Raw genomic sequence first — 18,805 nt, 5'->3', positions numbered from 1 at the left:
CGCTTTGCTCTCTCCCGCTTGCGGGTCTCCCATCTGCCACCTCACCTCTTCTGTGGTATCGAAATCGTCATTTCCATAATTGGTATCAAGATAATGGATGGGTGAAGCCTTGGGAGAAGGGTCAAGGTGGGGGGTGGTAGTCACAAAGGACGCAACGGAAGCGAGGGGGCGGAAGTCCGGAGGTGGGGCGCAAGGATGCCTTTGTCGGTGGCGGTGGTGATCGACTTCTGTTCCCATGGGGTGGTGCCCCGACCCACTCGTGACCAGCTTGCCTCGGCCAAGGACCGGACCATCGCCGACGTGCTCGCGCCGGGCTTGGACGTCCTGTTCTGCGGAATCAATCCCGGGCTCTACTCCGGTGCCACCGGTCACCACTTCGCCCGGCCGGGGAACCGGTTCTGGCCCGCGTTGCACCTGTCCGGCTTCACCCCGCGCCTCCTGCGGCCGGATGAGCAGGACCTGTTGCCCACCTTCGGTTTGGGCGTCACCAACCTGGTCGCGCGGGCGACCGCGCGGGCGGACGAACTCGGGGTCGCGGAACTGACCGCGGGCGGTGAACGGCTGTGCCGGGTCGTCGCCGAATACTGTCCTCGGGTGGTGGCGGTGGTCGGGGTGACCGCCTACCGCACCGCGTTCGGCGTCCCCAAGGCCGCGATCGGCCCCCAGTCCGAGCTGATCGAGTCGGCACGGGTGTGGGTCTTGCCGAATCCGAGCGGACTTAACGCGCACTACCAGTTGCCTGATCTGGCGGCCGAGTTCCGAGGGTTGCGGGAGTCCCTGTTCTGACGGCCGTGTGCCCGAATCCGGGCAGGAAAGTTGCGTCAAGAGGTTGTCTGCTGCCACTGTCGGCACCCGTGACCGAGTCGCCGCCGCCGGACCTCGTTCGGCACGTCGTCGGGACCACCGGGCTGCCGCCCGCGGTCGCGGCGCGGGTCGTCGCCGACGTGATCGGCTATTTCGGGGAGACGGCTGAGGCCTATGTCCGCCGCAGGCACGCTGAGCTGCGGCGCAAGCAGTACCGCAACGCGCAGATCTGGAGTGCGCTGGCGGCCGAGCTCGCCGCCCGGCCGGTGGCCGCGCCCGAGCTGTCCGAGCGCCAGTTGCGGCGCATCGTCTACGGCTGAGTTGTCCAGGGCCGATCGTTTCGAGGCAGGAGAGTGTATGTGCGGGATCGTCGGGTACGTGGGGGCCAAGGCGGCCACCCCGGTGCTGGTGGAGGGGTTGCACCGGCTGGAATACCGGGGGTACGACTCGGCTGGTGTCGCGGTGGTGCGGCGGGGGCGGATCGCGGTCACCAAGGCGGCGGGCCGGGTGCAGGAGCTGCGTGACCGGCTCGCCGAGTCGGCGCCCAACGCGGCGACCATCGGGATCGCGCACACCCGCTGGGCCACCCACGGGGAGCCATCGGACCGCAACGCGCATCCGCACCTGGACGCCGACGGCCGGATCGCCGTGGTGCACAACGGGATCATCGAGAACGCCGAGCAGCTGCGCGCCCGGCTCGCCGCGGAGGGCGTGGCCCTGGTGTCCGAGACGGACACCGAGGCGCTGGCCCACCTGATCGCCGCCGAGATCGAGACCGGCTCGCTTGAGGACGCGGTCCGGTCCGCGCTGCGCCACGTCGAGGGCACCTACGGTCTGGTCGTGCTGGACCGCACCCGCCCCGACGAGCTGGTGGTCGCCCGCAACGGCAGCCCGATCGTCCTGGGCATCGGCGACGGCGAGATGTTCGTTGCCTCCGACGTCGCGGCCCTGGTGCACCACACCCAGCGGGTGGTGTTCCTCGATGACGGCGAACTCGCCACCGTCCGCGCCGGTGACTATCGAACCTCCACTTTGGAGGCCCGGCGCACCAGCAAGCAACCCACCACAGTGGACCTCGCCGCCGACGACTACGAACTGGGCGGCCACCCCGACTTCATGCGCAAGGAGATGGCTGAGCAGCCCGAGGCCGTCGCCCGCGCCCTGCGCGGCCGCCTCGACGAGCGCTTCGCCACCGCCCACCTCGGCGGCCTCGGCTTGGACCCGATGGCCCTGCGCGCCGTCCGCAGGGTCAAGTTCCTCGGCTGCGGCTCGGCCTACTACGCGGGCCAGATGGGCGCGACCCTGGTCGAGGAACTGGCCCGCATCCCCGCTGACGCCGAACCCGCCTCGGAGTTCCGCTACCGCAACCCGGTAGTCGACCCGGACGCCCTGTACGTGGCGATCAGCCAGTCCGGCGAAACCCTGGACACTTTGGCCGCCGTCCAGGAGCTGCGCCGCAAGGGCGGCCGGGTGATCGGCGCGGTCAACGTCGTCGGCAGCGCCATCGCCCGCGAATGCGGCAGCGGCGTGTTCCTGCACGCGGGCCCGGAGGTGTCGGTGGCCTCGACCAAGGCGCTGACCAACATGACGGTCTCCTTCGCCATGCTCGGCCTGCTGCTCGGCCGAGTCCGCGACCTCTCCGCCGCGTCCGGCCAACGGATCGTCTCCGGCCTGCGCGCCCTGCCAGCCCAGATCGAGGAGATCCTGACCGAGGACGCCCGGGTCCAACAGGTCGCGAAACGCCACGCCCACGCCCGCCACATGTTCTTCCTTGGCCGCGTGCGCGGCTGGCCAGTAGCCCGCGAAGGCGCCCAGAAGCTCAAGGAAATCTCCTACGTCCACGCCGAGGCCTACCAGTCGGCTGAACTCAAACACGGCCCCTTGGCCCTCATCGACGCGGACATGCCCAGCGTGGTCGTCGTCCCCCACGACGAGCTGCTGGCCAAGAACATCGGCACCATGGAACAGATCCGAGCCCGCGGCGGCCCGGTTATCGCCGTCACCAACGCCGAGATACCAGAAGGCCTGGCAGACGAGGTGATCCGAGTCCCACGCGGCGAGCCCGAACTGGACCCCATCCTCCTGACCATCCCCCTGCAACTACTGGCCTACCACATAGCCGCGGAACTAGGCCGCGACATCGACAAGCCCCGCAACCTCGCCAAGAGCGTGACCGTGGAGTAGCGCCTGCTCTGATGGGGTGGCTGGCTTCTGCGGGTGGCTGGGTTGCGGGGTCTGCTCGATGGGGTGGAGTGGTTTCTTCGGGGCCCCTACGAAGGAAGATCCCGTCGCGGGGAAAGACGGGTGGGGAGCCTTCGGCCCCACGACCACGGCGAGTTTAGGGATCTTCCTTCACCCCAGAAGAAACCACTCCACCCCATCGAGCACCTGGCGAGCGTAGGTGCTGCCTGGCAGGAGGGCGGGTTGGCTCCGGGCGCCTTGGCCAGGTTGACGGGCGGGCTGACCCGGGCGCTGGCCTGTTAGGTAGGCGGCTTGCCTGGTAGGCGGGGCGTGGTTTGCGGGGGAGTCAGCCTGCGACGTGGAGGGCGTGGCGGGGCGGGGCCGGGGCTGGGCCGGGGCGGCCGCGCAGGATTTCGACTCGGTCGGTGCCTGGCCTGCCGAGCACCCAGCTCGACCCGTGCACCGCCTTCGCCTGCTTCTTCAGTGGTGCCAGCAGCCGGGAAGCCTCCCGATACGAGGACACCGACCGCACCCCGCACACCAGCGAGGCCAGCGACACGCTCACCGGCATTCCCTCGGTCATCCACGGCCGGTCCACCAGCCGCGACGCCAGTGCCGCGATCTCGTCCAGGTCCGCCACGATCAAGAAGTCGTCCCCGCCCACGTGCGCGACGCGCGTGCCTGGCAGTTCGCGGGCCGCGTCGGTGAGAGCGCGTCCGATGGAGCGGATCAGGTCGTCGCCCGCGGCGAAGCCGACCGTGTCGTTGACCGCCTTGAACGAGTCGACGTCCAGCCAGGCCACCACGAACATCTCCAGCCGCTCGATGCGGCGGTCGATCTCGCGGTCCACCGACTCGCTGCCCGGCAGCCGGGTCAGCGGGTTGAGGGCGGCGGCCTGCTCGATCTTGGCTTCGGCGACGCCGCGGACGACCTCGGTCAGGCGGACCACGCCGATGCACACCTCGTCGGCGTCGACGACGATCACGTCCTCGCCGGAGCGTTCCCAGTCGGCGTCGCTGACCATCTCCAGCAGTTGCAGGCCGGTCGCGTCGGCGTGGATGACCCGGGGGCTGTCGGCGTGCCGGGCGGCGGGCTTCTTCGCGTTCAGCGCGTGGCCGTAGGGGCCGGTGACGGCGATCAGGAAGCGGCTGCGCTCGACGCTGTAGACCGGCCTGCCCTCGGAGTCGACCAGCACGACGCCGTTGACCGAGGGCTGCTCGGCGAGGGTGTCGCGGACCTCTTCCGCCGTGGCGTACTCGGGCATGGTCGTCGCGGGGCGCAGGAAGTCGGCAACCAGGGGCACCTGCGAGGGGACCCCGCCGGTGTGGGTGCTGAGTTCGATGATCTCGGCGACCGGGCGGGGCAGCGGCAGTGAGATCCCGTTGCCCTCGCTGGCGCCGCAGAGCAGGTTGCCCTGCGCGAGGCGCACACCCAGCCGGTTGAGGCACAGCAGCTGGTCCTCGGCCTCGACGCCGACGGCGGCCAGCCGGGTCCCGGTGCGGGTGCAGTACTGCGCGAGGGATTCGACCACGGCCAGGCTCGCGGTGTCGTCGGGCAGCCCGTTGATCAGGTGCGCGTCGATCTTGACCAGGTCGGGGCGGACGTCGACCAGCAGCGACAGCGGCAGGTCGCCGTCGCCGACGGAGTCGAACGCCAGGCGGTATCCCTCGTGCCGCAGCCGGGCCAGCCCGTTGACCAACTCCGCGCGGTGCACCCGGCTGAACGGCGGGGTGATCTCCAGGACGAGGTCCCTGGGCTGCCTGCCGGTCTGGGCCAGCGTGGGCCGCAGGAACCGCATCAGGTCGTCCGGGGTGGTCGCGGTGGCGGCGACCAGGTTCAGGTGCAGCGGCAGGTCGCCCTCGCCTGCGGCGAGGACCGCGCGGCAGGCCAGCGAGATGTCGGTCTCGATGAGCTTGCCCGCTTTGCCCGCGGCCCTGAGCAGGTCGTAGATCCCACCGGATTTCGGTCGGGCCAGCGCCTCGACGGCGACTGGCTCGCCGGTTCGAGTGCTGAGCAACGGCTGGAACGCGAAGTCGACGTCCGGCACCACGGTCACACCGATATCGTGCATGGTATTGGCGATAATGGAAGCCGTTGTCACCATCTGTTCATCTAGCTGTGTGGCGGATAACGGCGTTCCGCTGACCTGCGGCAATCTGGTCACTTACCGCCGAGTTAGGGCCAGCTTCGCGCGAATTTCCCACGGGGAACTCCGGAAGAGCGCGGCCATGGCGGCGGCCGTACCGCGTACGTCTTCTCGGCCGCTGAGATAAGCCCGCTGGAGATCGTCGGGCAGGGCGAAGAACGCGTCGAAGAACGCGGGCGTCCGATCGGGCGGCAGCGCCAGCAACGCGCGCAGCCCGCGCTGCCGCAGCACGTGCACGGCTCGCGCGGCGGGCGGCCAGACCGCCGCCCGTGCCGCCGCCGCGGCCGCCCGCGCGCCCCGGGTGGCCGCGATCGCCTCGGCCACCTTCGGCGCGGTCGCCAGCGCGTCGCCCACGCTGTAGCCGGTGGCCGGGTGGACCATCCCCGCCGCGGCGCCGAACGGCACCGACCCTCGGTGCCACAGCGGCGTCGGCCCGATGTCCAGGGCGAACCGCACCCGCTCGACGGCCAGCGGCGCAACGGCCGAGCCCAGCCGGGCCGCCAACCGCGCCCGCAGTTCGGCGAACCCGAGCCCCGGCCGACGGGCCAGTGAGGTCTCCTCCACCAGGACCCGATCGCCCGGGAGCGGCACCGCGTAGAGAAACGTCGGCGGCGCGCTCCAGTCCATGAACACCGCCTCTCCCGGCGCCACCAGTCGGCCGACCGCCGTCGCGGGCAACACCATTCCGTAGGCGGTCTGCTCCACCCGGAGCCCGAGCGGGGGACCACCGGACACCACCCGCCGCGCGCCGCTGGCGTCCACGACCACCCGGCAGGCCACCCGCCCACCCGACGCCAGCGCGACCGTCGCCCCACGCGCCCCGAACTCGGCCCCGACCACCTGGTCCGCCCTGACCTGAACCGGCCCCCGAGCGAACGCGGCCAACACCGAGGCGTTGTCCAATACCGCGTACCCGCGAGCCAGCGTCCGCCCAGCCGCCCGCACCGCAGAGGCCTGGACTGTCCGCGCTCCAGTCGGCAGGGCGGCGCGCTGGTCGTCCCACAGGCCGTAGGTGGCGGGCCAAGCGGCGTACGGATCGCGGTCGACGACCAGCACGTCCAACCCGCGCCGAGCGCAGGCGTCGGCGACCGCCCAGCCTGCGGGCCCGGCCCCGATCACCACGACATCCATCCCGCGATCCCACCACGGCCCCGTCCCGTGGGCTGGGCTGGGCGTCGGGAACAAAACGCAGCCACCCGCAGAAGCCCACCCCATCGAGCCAACCAACACAGCCCAGCCCCGCACCTGCCCGTAGGTGAGACCGCCCTAGGCTCGGGCTCATGGTCGACCACTTGCGACAGCGCGAGTCCCGGCGGGACCGGGGAGCCGGGAGCGCTGATCTCGCCGCCAGCCCCTTCCGGGTCGACCGGGACCGGATCGTCGCCTCGCCGTTCTTCGCGCGGCTCGGCGGTGTGACCCAGGTGGTCAGCGCCAGCGGGTCGGGTTTGTTGCACAACCGGCTCACGCACAGCCTCAAGGTCGCCCAGGTCGGCCGGGCCATCGCCGAGCGGTTGGTGTCCGATCCGGACCTGGCGCCGTTGCTGGAGGATCTCGGCGGCTGCGATCCCGATGTGGTCGAGGCCGCGGCTATCGCGCACGACCTCGGGCATCCGCCGTTCGGCCACCTCGGCGAGCAGGTGCTCGACCGGCTCGCGCGGCACCGGTTCGGGCTGCCGGACGGGTTCGAGGGAAACGCGCAGAGCTTTCGGATCGTGACCACCACTGACACCCGGGGTCCGCTCGCGGCGGGCCTCGACCTCACCGCGGCCGTGCGGGCGGCGATGCTCAAGTACCCGTGGACCCGCTTGTCGCACCCCGCGCCGCACCCGCGCGACCTGCCCGACCCGCCGCGCGGCGCGGCCGAGCCACGGGACGCGCCCGGCACCGGGTCGAGCAAGTTCTCCGCTTATGTCACCGAGTTGGACGACCTCGCCCAGGCCAGGGTCCCGTTCGACGGGCGGGTCGAGCAGTGGCAGCAGACCGTCGAGGCGTCGGTCATGGACAACGCGGACGACATCGCCTACGCCATCCACGACCTGGAGGACTTTCACCGCATCGGCGTGCTGCAGCACGCCCCGGTGTCGGCGGAGCTGGGCCAGTGGGAGGCCGAGCGGGCCGAGTTCGCCGCGCTCGACACCGCGGAGCTGTCCGCGCGCCAGCGCAAGCCCGGCCAGTCCCTGGAGACCCTGCGCAGGCGCCTGCACACCCGCGACTCCTGGATGTTCGACGACGACGCGTTCGCCGCCGCGGTTTCCCGGGTCCGCGCCGAACTGGTGGACGACCTGCTCGCCGCCCCGTTCGACGGCTCGGTCGCCGCGGAGCAGGCCTTCGGCCGGTTCTCCTCCGGCTGGACCGCCCGGCTGGTCGCCGGTGTGCACGTCGTGGCGAACCCGTCGACCCGCTCCGGACACGTGCTGCTGGGCAGGCGGCAGTGGCACGAGGTGCAGGTGCTCAAGTTCGTGCACCGCCGGTTCGTGCTGCTGCGCCCCGACCTCGCGCTGCACCAGCGCGGCCAGGCCCGCCTGCTCACCAAGCTGGTCGAGGCGCTGGAACAGTGGCTGGGCGACCGCTACGAGGCCGACCGCCTGCCCCGGCGCCTGCACGACCTGGTGGAACTGGCCCGCGTCGAGTACACGGACTTGGCCGAGCACCAGCCCGAAACCCTGATCGGCGCGACCGGGGAGGCGACCCGGGGACCGGCGGCCGTGTCGTCGCTGGCCAAGGGCCGCGCGGTCATCGACTTCGTCGCCTCGCTGACCGACGCCCAAGCCGCCTCGCTGCTGGAGGCCCTGTCCGGCCGAACCGGACAGTTCTGGTCGGACGCGTTCGTGCTGTGACCGCCGACTCGGAGCTGGGGAGGCTTGGTGGAAGGTGATCAGGTGTCGCGGTGGGACGGTAAGCGTGGCGCGGAAGGCGGCGGTGTGGCGAAGAGCCGAACGGTAAGAGCGGTGCGTCGGTGAGCAAGGCCAGGGCGGTCGCGGGCGGCGGGCGGGCGGTCGAGGTCCCGGCGGAGCGGCTGTCCGGGTGGTTCGACCGGTTCGCCGAGCGGCACGGCGGCGTCACGCGGACGGAGCTGGGGCCGAGCGAGGTCGTCGTGGCGGCGGCCGACGGGGCGACGGCGACCGCGGCGGTCCCGTTCCCGCCGTTGGCGGAAGCGACGGGGGAGCCCGTCGCGGCGTTGGTCCGGCACTTGGCGCTGCCCCGCCGGGTGGGGCTGCTGCTGGTGCGGCTCGGCGGGCACAGCGTCGGCGTCGCGGAGGCGGGCCGGGTCGTGGTCTCGCGGACGGACCGCACGCTCGTCCACGGCCGCAGCGCGGCGGGCGGCTGGTCGCAGAAGCGGTTCGCCCGGCGTCGGGAGGGGCAGGCGCGGCACGCGCTGGACGCGGCCGCCCGGGACGTCGCCGAGGTGCTCGGCGCGCGTGTGTCCGAGTTGGACGCCGTGGTGCTCGGCGGCGACCACAAGGCCCTGGAGACCCTGCGCGCCGACCGGCGGCTGGCGCCGGTGTTCGCCTTGGCCCAGCCCCGAGTCCTGGACGTGCCCGACCCCCGGCGCGTGGTGCTCGACGAGGCCGCCACCCGGGCGTTCTCCGTCGAGATCGTGGTCCGCGACCCCGATTGACCCAGGCCACGCACAGCGCGGACACAGGTTCAAGGCGCATCGTGTACCCATGAGCGACAAACCCAGGCCCGACGACGGGCCGCAGCCGACGCAGCCCCTTGCCTCGCCGAGCCCCGACGACACCCCCGCCGCGACGTCCCAGGACGACGCCGCGACCCCCGCACGGCAGGCAGCCGACCCCCAGCCCACGACGCGAGCCGATTCCCCGGCCACGCCCGACGCCCCAGCGGCCGCCGAGACTTCCGCCGCGGCGGCGGGCCCGGGCGCCGCTTCCCAAACCGCGGGCGGTCAGGGCGTTCCGCCGGTCCCGCCGCAGGCGCCACCGGCCCAGCCCGCTCGGCCCCGGCGCACGGTGAGCCTGCTGGTCGCGGCGCTGGTCGGCGCTGGTCTCCTCGTCGCGGGCGGCGTGGCGGGGTACTTCATCGGGGACGCGGGCGACCGCCGTCCCGGGTACACCCGCTTCGAGCACATCCGGGGCGGCGTGCCCGACGGCGTGCGCCCGGACCGGCCTGGCGACGCCCGCCCGCCGTGGGGCCGCGGCCCATGGCACGAGCCAGCGCCCGCCCCGTCGACCACGACGACACCGGCACCCACGACGACGCCCAGCCCCACGGCATAACCACCGGGGACACAGGTAGGCCGCGGGGGACGGAAGCCGAGGGCCCCGGGGCCACTAGGACGCCCCACGGCGTGGTCGGCCCAGGTTTTCCCGTGGCCGCGAGACGCCCACGGCAGCGCGGCGAGGACGTCAGCCCAGGGTGCCGGTGGCCAGCAGGCCGCCGTCGACCCGGACGGTCTCGCCCGAGATCCAGGCCGCCTGGTCCGAGGCCAGGAACGCCACCAACCGGCCCACGTCCTCCGGCTCGCCGAGGCGCTTGAGCGGGTACGCGTCCGCCGCGTCGGTCTCACGGTCGGTGTAGAGGGCTTCGGCGAAGCGCGTCTTGACCACCGCGGGCGCCACGGCGTTCACCCGGATGCGCGGCCCAAGCTGCCACGCGAGTTCCTCGGTGAGCCGGATCAGCGCCGCCTTGCTCGCCCCGTACGCCGCGATCACCCCGGAGGACCGCAGACCGGCCACCGACGCGATGTTGATCACCACGCCGCCGTGCTCTGCCATCCACGCCCGGTACGCGAGCTGCACGAACCCGAGCGCGGCCACCACGTTCGTGTCGAAGATCTTGCGGACCGCGGTCAGGTCGGCGTCCATCAGCGGGCCGTACACCGGGTTGATCCCGGTGTTGTTGACCAGCACGTCCAGCCCGCCGAACTCGGCGACGGTCCGCTCGACGACAGCCGCGCGGTCATCGTCCTGCCCGGTGTTGCCCGCGACGGGCAGCACGCGCGCGCCCGGCACCGCGGCGCGGATGTCGTCCGCCGCGGTGTCGAGGGCGTCCTGCTTGCGCGCGGAGATGGCGACCGCGGCCCCGCCGCGGGCGAGTTCGGTGGCGATGGCCAGGCCGATTCCCCGGCTGGCGCCGGTAACGAGCGCGGTCTTCCCGGTGAAAGTCATGCCGAGACTTTAGCTAAGCGAGCGCTTAGTATCGAACGGGGGCAAAACCGGTGGCGGTCCCTGCGTAGACTGGGCCTTGTGCTCCTCATCGACTGATGCGCAGGCGGGCTCGCGAGCCACTGCTCGTGAGCGCATCACCCCTGCCCACGACCACGCTAGCGACGGAGCCTTCACTTGATCACCGCCACCGATCTCGAACTGCGCGCGGGTTCGCGCATCCTGCTGTCCGACGCGACCCTGCGCGTCCAGGCGGGCGACCGCATCGGACTGGTCGGCCGCAACGGCGCCGGGAAGACCACCACGCTGCGCGTCCTCGCTGGCGAGGGCGAGCCCTACAGCGGCGACCTGCGCCGCTCGGGCGAGCTGGGCTACCTGCCGCAGGACCCGCGCGAGGGCGACCTGTCGGTCACCGCGAAGGACCGGGTGCTCTCCGCGCGCGGGCTCGACGAGCTGCTGCGCGAGATGGAGAAGGCGCAGACGGCCATGGCCGAGCACGCCGACGAGAAGGTCCGCGACGCCGCCGTGCGCAAGTACGGCCGCCTGGAGGAGCGCTTCTCCTCGCTGGGCGGGTACGCCGCCGAGAGCGAGGCGGCCCGCATCTGCTCCAACCTCGGCCTCGCCGACCGCGTCCTGGCGCAGCCGCTGCGCACCCTGTCCGGCGGACAGCGCCGCCGGGTCGAGCTGGCCCGCATCCTGTTCGCCGCGTCCGAGGCGGGCGCAGGTGGCGGCGCGGGCACGATCCTGCTGCTGGACGAGCCGACCAACCACCTCGACGCCGACTCGATCACCTGGCTGCGCGGCTTCCTCCGCGGCCACAGCGGCGGGCTGATCGTCATCAGCCACGACGTGGAGCTGCTCGCCGACGTGGTGAACAAGGTCTGGTTCCTCGACGCCATGCGCGGCGAGGTCGACATCTACAACATGGGCTGGCAGCGCTACCTCGACGCGCGGGCCGCGGACGAGAAGCGCCGCAGGCGCGAGCGGGCCAACGCCGAGAAGAAGGCCTCGGTCCTGATGGACCAGGCCAACAAGATGCGCGCCAAGGCCACGAAGGCCGTCGCGGCGCAGAACATGATCAAGCGCGCGGAGAAGCTGGTGTCCGGCCTGGACGAGGTCCGCCAGGCCGACCGGGTCGCCAAGATCCGCTTCCCGGAGCCCGCGCCCTGCGGCAAGACCCCGCTGATGGCCGAGGGCCTGAGCAAGTCCTACGGCTCGCTGGAGATCTTCTCCGGCGTCGACCTGGCCATCGACAAGGGCTCCCGGGTCGTCATCCTCGGCCTCAACGGCGCGGGCAAGACCACGCTGCTGCGCCTGCTCGGCGGTATGGAGAAGCCCGACTCCGGCGCCGTCGTCGCGGGCCACGGCCTGCGGCTGGGGTACTACGCGCAGGAGCACGAGACGCTGGACCACTCCGCGAGCGTGTGGACCAACATCCGGCACGCCGCCCCGGACACCCAGGAGCAGCAGCTGCGGTCGCTGCTGGGCACGTTCCTGTTCACCGGCGAGCAGTTGGACCAGCCCGCGGGCACGCTCTCCGGCGGCGAGAAGACCCGTCTTGCGCTCGCCGGGCTGGTCTCCAGCGCGGCCAACGTGCTGCTCCTGGACGAGCCGACGAACAACCTCGACCCGGCCAGCCGCGAGCAGGTCCTCGACGCGCTGCGCCGCTACACCGGCGCCGTCGTCTTGGTTACACACGACCCCGGTGCGGTGGAAGCACTGGAACCCGAGCGGGTGATCCTTCTCCCAGACGGCACCGAGGACCACTGGTCAGCGGAGTACCTCGAACTCGTTCAGCTCGCCTGAAATTGGCCGTTTTGCTGGGATCTTGTATTCCGTCATCACGCTGAGTCCCGACTTGGCTCCTCCGGCGTGAACGAAGGATCTCTCACTTTTTTCGCCATCTCGTCTGGCATTCCGCGCCACCGTGTTCGATCATTGCGGCGGTAGGGGTCATCCGTGGCCCCCACCACTCGCGACGGAAGGCGGACAACGTGGCTGACCTCAAGAAAGGCGCGCGGATCACCGGTGCCACGCGCGACAAGCTTGCCACTGACCTGAAGAAGAAGTACGAGAAGGGAGCCAGCATCCGGGCGCTCGCGGAAAGCACAGGCCGCTCCTACGGTTTCGTGCACAGAGTGCTCTCGGAGTCCGGTGTGACCCTGCGCGGACGCGGCGGCGCGACGCGCACGAAGAAGAAGTAGCCAACCCAACCCGACTGCACCGGTTCAGAGTGGACATCACGTCGGTCGCGACGCCTCCGCCGCGCTGTCCACACCGGAATCGAACGCCGAAACAGGTTCTCCGGTCTGCTCCCGCGCGGCAGGCGTGAACGCGATCATCGCGCCGAGCAGCGCCACCGGGTAGACCAGATATCCCCATCGGGTGGCTGGTGCCAACGCGATCGCGGCGCCAAGTCCCGTCGCGACGCGCAGCATGGCGTCCGCCGGTGTCTCAGGTGGACGCAGGGTGACCCACGCGGCCACGGCGCAGGCCGCCAGTCCCAACAGGACTAGAGCGGCGGTGTGGCCCGCGGGGCCGATGCTTGCGACCAGGTGCCCCGGCAATGGGCTCGACGCGGGGGAACTGGCCCGGCCGAGCCCGACCGGGAACTTGACGACGTGCTCGACGAACGCGGCCGGATCGGCGGCCAGGACCGGCAGCACGATCGCCACGCCCACCGCGCCCAGCGCGCAGGCGAACGCGGCGAACGCGCGGCTGCCCCGGGTCGCCAGCACACCGACGGCCAGCACGGCCGCGGCGGGCAGGGCGGTCAGCTTCATGGTCACCAGCACCGCGCACAGCGCGCCGCTCCAGGCCGGACCGGTGCGGTAGGCGAGCACGCCCGCCAGGACGATCAGCGCGATCACCGCCACGTCGTCTCCCGCGACCGTGAGGGTGAGCGCGGTGAGTGGGCTGACGACGGCCAGATGCGCGGCGCGCACCGGCACCGCAGGCCTGCCCAGCAGGTGCCAGGCCGTCCCGATCGCCGCCACGCTGACCAGCAGGAACATCACCCGTGAGTCGGTGAGCGGGTGGTCGCCGAACCATGCCCGGGGAAAGCCGAACAAGGTCATGGACGGCCCGTATGGGGTGTAGTCGTCCGCGTGCGGCGCGCGGTTGAGGGTGTCGAGGTCGAGGTAGGGCGTGCCGTCGGCGAACAGCGCGCGCGCCGAGCGTTCGATCACCCACACCTCGGGCTGGGCCGGGAACGACCATGGCCACGGCCCCCACACGAACGACGGCGCCCGTCGGAACACCAGGACCAGCATCGGCACGACCGTGCCCGCTGCCCACGCCACCCACACGGGGGTCCACCGCGACCCGCGGCCGGTCAGTGAGATCCGGGCTGTGAGCGCGAACGCGGCCAGGTAAGCCGGAGCGGCGAAGTTGCCCCACATCCGGTAGCCGTAGAACTCGGAGGCGAAGGCGGTCACCAGGGCGGCGACAGCGGCCACCGCGTAGAGCGCCAAGTCGAGCCGCAGTGCCCACCCACGCCGCATCCCCGGCCGCCCTCCCCGTTGCCCGGTCCGCAGGCTACCCAGCCCGCCGCGCGCCCCTCGTGCGCGGGGCACCGGCTGTGCGCGGCCTCTCCCTGGGGAAGTTGTCACACCCCTGTGGTGTTCTAGTGGGGTCAGGTGAGCTTTCGGACCGAGGGGAACGACGTGGACAGCCCGCGCAGACTCATGGCAGGCGCGATGAAGGCCGCCGACATGCCCAAGGGGCTGCGCAAGGGCACCGTGCGCCGGGTGTTCCGGTTCAGCGCCCGGCACCGGCCGCGGCTGGTGGTGTTCCTGCTGCTCACGGTCGTCTCGGCGGTGCTGGCGGTCACCTCGCCGCTGTTGGCGGGCCAGGTGGTCGACGCCATCGTCAACCGCGAGGGCGTGTCGGTCGTCGTGTGGCTCGCGGTCGGCATCGCCGGTCTGGCCATCGTGGGCGCGGGCCTGGGCGTGGCCGAGCGCTGGCAGTCGGCGCGGATCGGCGAGGGGCTGATCTACGACCTGCGGCGCGCGGTGTTCGAGCACGTGCAGCGGATGCCGGTCGCCTTCTTCACCCGCACCAGGACCGGCGCGCTGGTCAGCAGACTCAACAACGACGTCATCGGCGCTCAGCGCACCTTTACGTCCACTTTGTCCGGTTTGGTCACGAACGTGATCCAGTTGGTCCTCTCGCTCGCGGTGATGATGACGCTGTCCTGGCAGGTCACCCTGCTGGCGCTGGTCTTGTTACCGGTCTTCGTCCTGCCCGCGCGCCGCATGGGCCGCCGGATGGCCGACCTCCAGCGCGAGGCGGCGGGACTGGCCTCGGCCATGACGACCCAGATGACCGAGCGGTTCTCCGCGCCCGGGGCGACCCTGGTGAAGCTGTTCGGTCGACCTCAAGTAGAGGTTGAGGAATTCGGCGCCCGCGCGGGCCGGGTGCGCGATATCGGCGTGCGCACGGCGATGGCCACCCGCTGGTTCATGACCAGCCTGCAACTGGTGTCCGCGCTGGCCCAGGCCCTGGTCTACGGCCTCGGCGGCTACCTGGCGCTGACCGGCGAGCTGGCGCCCGGCACGGTCGTGGCCCTGGCCCTGCTGCTCACCCGCCTCTACACGCCGCTGACCGCGCTGGCCAACGTCCGGGTCGACGTGATGACCGCGCTGGTGTCGTTCGAGCGCATCTTCGAGGTCCTCGACCTGCCGCCGATGATCGCCGAGAAGCCGGACGCGCGGAACACGCCCGCCGGGCCGGTGTCGGTCGAGTTCGATGACGTCCGCTTCGGCTACCCGGCCGCGGACAAGGTGTCGCTCGCGTCGCTGGAAGAGGTCGCGGTGCTGGACCAGCGCGGCGGCCAGGAGGTGCTGCACGGGGTGTCGTTCCGCGCCGAGCCCGGTCAGATGGTCGCCCTGGTCGGCCCGTCCGGGGCGGGCAAGTCGACCATCGCCGCGCTGGTGCCCCGGCTCTACGACGTGGACGCAGGCGCGGTCCGGCTGTCCGGGGTGGACGTGCGTGACCTGTCCTTCGCCGCGCTGCGGTCGACCGTGGGCGTCGTCACCCAGGACGGCCACCTGTTCCACGACACCATCCGCGCGAACCTCGCCTACGCCCGCCCGGACGCCACCGACGCCGAGATCCACGAGGCGCTGCGCCGCGCCCGCCTCGCCGCGCTGGTCGAGTCCCTGCCGGACGGGCTGGACACGGTGGTGGGGGAGCGCGGTTACCGACTCTCCGGCGGCGAACGTCAGCGGCTGACCATCGCCCGGCTCCTGCTCGCCCAGCCCAGGGTCGTGATCCTGGACGAGGCCACCGCCCACCTGGATTCCGAGTCGGAGGTGGCGGTGCAGGAAGCCCTGGCCCACGCCTTGTCCGGGCGGACCGCGCTGGTGATCGCGCACCGGCTGTCCACTATCCGCGCCGCTGACCTGATCTTGGTCGTGGAGGCGGGTCGGGTGGTCGAGCGCGGCACTCACGACGAACTGTTGGCCACCAGCGGCCGGTACGCGGACCTGTACCGCACCCAGTTCGCCCACGAGGACGCCGTCGCCTGAGGAGTCGGACCGGTCCCGGATCAACTCCAGCATCTGGCCAGCTCCGACGGCGACCTGGCCACCGACGTCATCGACCGCCTGTCCCCGGAGCGAATCGGCGACCTCGTCGTCCTCGACCCGGCGGATGAGCGGGTCGGTGGCGCTCGACCCGCTGGCAGAGGCGACCGAGTTGGGGCGTGCGGATCGGCGAAGCGCTCAAGGCCACGCTGGTGCTGCTGGGCGGACAGTTCCGGCATCACTTCCGACCGAGAAGTGCCTGCCGTGGTGCTTCACCCGCGCGCTCACCTCGTCGCCCGCCCGGCCCCACAAGCGTCAGCGCCGCGCGGTCGCGTCGAACGCGGACAGGGCCGCGCGGACGGTGAGCAGGTCCTCCTGTCGGGTGAAGTCGAGCCCGCTCAAGGTGGCGATCTTGCGCAGCCGGTAGTCCACGGTGTTGGGATGCACGAGCAGGCGGGTGGCCGTCTGCCTGCGGTTGAGGCCGGTGGTGAGGAACGTGCGCAGCGTGAGCAGCAGTTCGGGTTTCGCCGCCGCCGGGGCGAGCAGCGCGGCGAGTTGGTCGCGCGCGGGGCTGGGCCGGGTGAGCTGGTACTCCAGCAGCAGGTCGGACAGGCGGTAGACGCCCGGCGGCTTGTCGAACACGTCCGCCACCTCGCGCAGCTCACCGGCCAGCCGCGCGGCCGCGGCCACCTCCTTCGGCTCCGTGGGCGCCACCGCCGCGACGATGTCGGCCCCGGCCGCCCTGGAAAGCCGCGCGACGAGGGCGTCGAGCCAGGTCCAGTCCGCGGCGGACAGGTCGGCGGGCGGCACGTGGTAGGGGACGAGGGCGAGCCCGCCGTCGATCGACAGCGCGGTCAGCGCCGGTTCCCGGGTGAGCCGGTTCAGCTCGGACCGCAGCCTGCGCAGCTTCCGCCGGGCGGCCACCGACCGGTCGACGTCCTGGCGGTCCTCGTCGGGGTGCGCGCCGACCGTCATTCCGAGCACGAGGTAGCACGCGGGCAGCTTGATCCCGGCCCAGTCGGCGACCTCGTCCGCGGGCTGCCCGTCGAGCAGCGCCGAGAGCAGTGACTGCCGGGCGTCGTGCTCATCACCGAACGACGACCGGCGCTCATCGAGATAGCCCGCGGCGACCACGCTGCTGACCAGAGCCAGGTAGTCGAACAGGAGTCGATGCGCGGCGAAGACCGAGGCCATGTCCTCCGGACCGGCCGCGGGTTCCATGATGTCGAGGCAGCACTGCGTTCCGCAGTAGTAGGCCGCGATCACCGCCTCGATCGGCAGCCCCTCCTCGGCGCGCTTGGCCGCGGACTCGCGGACCTCGGTCAACTCGCTCGGCCCGGGCAGCCGGCCGTCGCGCAACAGCTCGCTGAACCCGCGGATGGTCTGCTCCACGATCGTCCGCACGTCCCCGTCCAGTTCCTCCGCGGGGAGCCGGTTGTAGATCGGGAGCCGGTCGACCAAGCGGTCGATCACCGCGGTCGTGAGGGCGGGCAGCGCGACCGTCAGCCGTTCGTGCAGCGAAGTTCCACCGAAGGTGATCGCGTTGGCGTTGGGCGCTGTCACAACGGCCCTCCATGATGTTTGGGGGAACTTCCAGCTCACCGTCCTGGCTGTGCCCCGCACCATATGACGACCCGGTTACCGATTGGTAGCCCCCAACAAGCGTGGAGGTACAGATGCGGGTACGAGGACCGATCGCCGTGGCGGCGGCCGCGGCGACCGCGGCCGGGCTGATGCTGACCTGGGGCCCGGGCGCCCAGGCCGCCGACCCCCTGAAGTACGTCGCCCTCGGCGACTCGGCCGCGGCGGGCCCGCTGATCCCGAACCAGACCTCCCTCGCCTGCCTGCGCTCCGACCGGAACTACCCCGCGGTGGTCGCCAAGACCCTCGGCGCGACCCTCACCGACGTGTCCTGTTCCGGCGCGGAGCTCACCGACTTCAGCGTCAAGCAGTCCCCGTCCGTGCCCCCGCAGTACGACGCGCTCACCGCGGACACCGACCTGGTGACCATCACCATCGGCGGCAACGACGTCGACCTGGTCACCCGCGCGCTGACCTGCATCAACCTCCTACCCGAACCGATCGGTTTCTCCTGCGCCGACCGCTTCACCGCGGGCGGCAAGGACGCCATCGCCGCCGCGATCACCGCCTGGACGCCCAAACTCGGCGCCGCCCTGGACGAGATCCACACCCGCGCCCCCAAGGCCGAAGTGGTCGTCGTCGGCTACGGCACCTACATCAGGAACAACGGCTGCTACCCCACCCAGCCGATCTGGGCCCGGGACGCCAACTACATCCAGGGCTCGATCAACAAACTGAACGCCACCCTCCGCGCCCAAGCCGAAGCCCACGGCGCCACCTTCGTCGACATCGCCGGCGTCTCCGTAGGCCACGACACCTGCGCCGCGCCCGCCGACCGCTACCTGGAGGGCCTGTTCCCCACCAGCCCCGCAGCCCCCCTCCACCCCAACGCCACCGGCATGGCCGCCTTCGGCGCGGCGGTCGCCGCAGCCGTGACCGCAAACAGCCACCAGTTCTAACCCCCCTGCCTTGTCCCGAAGACCTCCCTTCGGGACAAGGCAGCCACCCACAGGGCTTGTTTCTCCACAGCCCCGGCCTGCCACCCCGCGGCGAGTTATCCACAGCAGAGCCAGTCCCACTATCGGGCCGTTGTGGACATGGCAGGGACGGTTCGGTGCCTTTTGTGGGACTGCTGACCAGGTCCGCCGCCACGAAGCCGACCGGCAGGCATCTATCTACGCCTGCTCCCCGGCCAGGCACCGCCGCCACCCGTGCTCGCCAGGCCGGCTTGCCGCCAAGTCCCGAACATGCCTGCCCACTGCGAACTGGTAGGCCCACCCACCAGACCTGCCCGGCGCTAACCCGAGCACCTGCCAGTCGCACCCAAGGCTGCCAGGTGCTCGATGGGCGCGGGACAGCACACCCGCCCCCTGCCAGCCGTACCCGGCCCCCAGGTGCGATGGGTCAAGAAGCACTCCATCCATCGAGTAAACCCCGCA

Annotated in this window: 15 protein-coding genes; 10 read left to right on the top strand and 5 right to left on the bottom strand. The window is 71.7% G+C overall.

Features of this window, described 5'->3' with window-relative positions; genetic code table 11:
* Positions 1–240: 240 nt before the first annotated feature.
* The 3 genes from mug (at position 241) to glmS (ending at position 2,988) form a co-directional block, all read left to right on the top strand.
* Positions 241–786, top strand: coding sequence for a G/U mismatch-specific DNA glycosylase (gene mug / locus BLS56_RS01350; protein ID WP_091448689.1), 546 nt, complete (start codon positions 241–243; stop codon positions 784–786).
* A 68-nt stretch (positions 787–854) separates the two neighbouring features.
* Positions 855–1,124: a hypothetical protein gene (locus BLS56_RS01345; protein ID WP_091447295.1), complete on the top strand. Its 270-nt coding sequence runs from the start codon at positions 855–857 to the stop codon at positions 1,122–1,124.
* 37 nt (positions 1,125–1,161) lie between these two features.
* Positions 1,162–2,988, top strand: a complete 1,827-nt coding sequence (gene glmS, locus BLS56_RS01340; protein WP_091447292.1) for a glutamine--fructose-6-phosphate transaminase (isomerizing) — start codon at positions 1,162–1,164, stop codon at positions 2,986–2,988.
* Between the two features lie 343 nt (positions 2,989–3,331).
* On the opposite strand, the gene BLS56_RS01335 is transcribed toward glmS, so the two are convergent.
* Together BLS56_RS01335 and BLS56_RS01330 are read right to left on the bottom strand one after the other, a co-directional pair.
* A complete protein-coding gene (locus BLS56_RS01335; RefSeq protein ID WP_175482605.1) occupies positions 3,332–5,056 on the bottom strand; it encodes a bifunctional diguanylate cyclase/phosphodiesterase in 1,725 nt (574 codons plus the stop codon).
* A 93-nt stretch (positions 5,057–5,149) separates the two neighbouring features.
* On the bottom strand, positions 5,150–6,262 hold the full coding sequence (locus BLS56_RS01330) for an FAD-dependent oxidoreductase (RefSeq protein ID WP_091447287.1): 1,113 nt from the start codon (positions 6,260–6,262) through the stop codon (positions 5,150–5,152).
* A 149-nt stretch (positions 6,263–6,411) separates the two neighbouring features.
* Here BLS56_RS01330 and BLS56_RS01325 point away from each other — a divergent pair, with 149 nt between their 5' ends.
* The 3 genes from BLS56_RS01325 to BLS56_RS01315 all read left to right on the top strand — a co-directional run bounded on the left by BLS56_RS01325 (position 6,412) and on the right by BLS56_RS01315 (position 9,369).
* Positions 6,412–7,968 (top strand): deoxyguanosinetriphosphate triphosphohydrolase family protein, encoded by a 1,557-nt coding sequence (locus tag BLS56_RS01325; RefSeq protein ID WP_091447282.1) that lies wholly within the window; start codon positions 6,412–6,414, stop codon positions 7,966–7,968.
* Between the two features lie 119 nt (positions 7,969–8,087).
* A complete protein-coding gene (locus BLS56_RS01320) occupies positions 8,088–8,750 on the top strand; it encodes an acVLRF1 family peptidyl-tRNA hydrolase (protein ID WP_091447279.1) in 663 nt (220 codons plus the stop codon).
* 49 nt (positions 8,751–8,799) lie between these two features.
* On the top strand, positions 8,800–9,369 hold the full coding sequence (locus tag BLS56_RS01315; RefSeq protein WP_091447277.1) for a hypothetical protein: 570 nt from the start codon (positions 8,800–8,802) through the stop codon (positions 9,367–9,369).
* Between the two features lie 129 nt (positions 9,370–9,498).
* On the opposite strand, the gene BLS56_RS01310 is transcribed toward BLS56_RS01315, so the two are convergent.
* Positions 9,499–10,260 (bottom strand): SDR family oxidoreductase, encoded by a 762-nt coding sequence (locus BLS56_RS01310; protein WP_091447275.1) that lies wholly within the window; start codon positions 10,258–10,260, stop codon positions 9,499–9,501.
* A 174-nt stretch (positions 10,261–10,434) separates the two neighbouring features.
* Between BLS56_RS01310 and BLS56_RS01305 the strand changes: the two genes are divergently transcribed.
* Both BLS56_RS01305 and BLS56_RS01300 read left to right on the top strand, forming a co-directional pair.
* Positions 10,435–12,063 carry an ABC-F family ATP-binding cassette domain-containing protein gene (locus BLS56_RS01305; RefSeq protein ID WP_091447272.1) on the top strand — a complete coding sequence of 543 codons (1,629 nt, stop codon included), beginning with the start codon at positions 10,435–10,437 and terminating at the stop codon, positions 12,061–12,063.
* 188 nt (positions 12,064–12,251) lie between these two features.
* Positions 12,252–12,461, top strand: coding sequence for a helix-turn-helix domain-containing protein (locus BLS56_RS01300; RefSeq protein ID WP_026425090.1), 210 nt, complete (start codon positions 12,252–12,254; stop codon positions 12,459–12,461).
* A gap of 36 nt (positions 12,462–12,497) precedes the next feature.
* Here the strand turns inward: BLS56_RS01300 and BLS56_RS01295 are convergent, their stop codons facing one another.
* Positions 12,498–13,760 carry a glycosyltransferase family 87 protein gene (locus BLS56_RS01295; protein ID WP_091447271.1) on the bottom strand — a complete coding sequence of 421 codons (1,263 nt, stop codon included), beginning with the start codon at positions 13,758–13,760 and terminating at the stop codon, positions 12,498–12,500.
* Positions 13,761–13,943: 183 nt separating this feature from the next.
* On the opposite strand from BLS56_RS01295, the gene BLS56_RS01290 reads away from it, so the two are divergent.
* Positions 13,944–15,788, top strand: a complete 1,845-nt coding sequence (locus BLS56_RS01290; RefSeq protein WP_407640480.1) for an ABC transporter ATP-binding protein — start codon at positions 13,944–13,946, stop codon at positions 15,786–15,788.
* 312 nt (positions 15,789–16,100) lie between these two features.
* Here BLS56_RS01290 and BLS56_RS01285 read toward each other — a convergent pair whose 3' ends face one another.
* Positions 16,101–17,348 (bottom strand): PucR family transcriptional regulator, encoded by a 1,248-nt coding sequence (locus tag BLS56_RS01285; protein WP_228771271.1) that lies wholly within the window; start codon positions 17,346–17,348, stop codon positions 16,101–16,103.
* A 113-nt stretch (positions 17,349–17,461) separates the two neighbouring features.
* Between BLS56_RS01285 and BLS56_RS01280 the strand changes: the two genes are divergently transcribed.
* The gene (locus BLS56_RS01280; protein WP_228771270.1) at positions 17,462–18,325 is read left to right on the top strand and encodes an SGNH/GDSL hydrolase family protein; all 864 of its coding nucleotides are present in this window, start codon (positions 17,462–17,464) and stop codon (positions 18,323–18,325) included.
* Positions 18,326–18,805 lie beyond the last annotated feature (480 nt).

The sequence above is a fragment of the Actinokineospora iranica genome (genome assembly GCF_900101685.1).
Taxonomy (GTDB): domain Bacteria; phylum Actinomycetota; class Actinomycetes; order Mycobacteriales; family Pseudonocardiaceae; genus Actinokineospora; species Actinokineospora iranica.
Note: the sequence above shows the minus strand (reverse complement) of the source record. Positions and strands in the feature narration are given on the sequence as shown.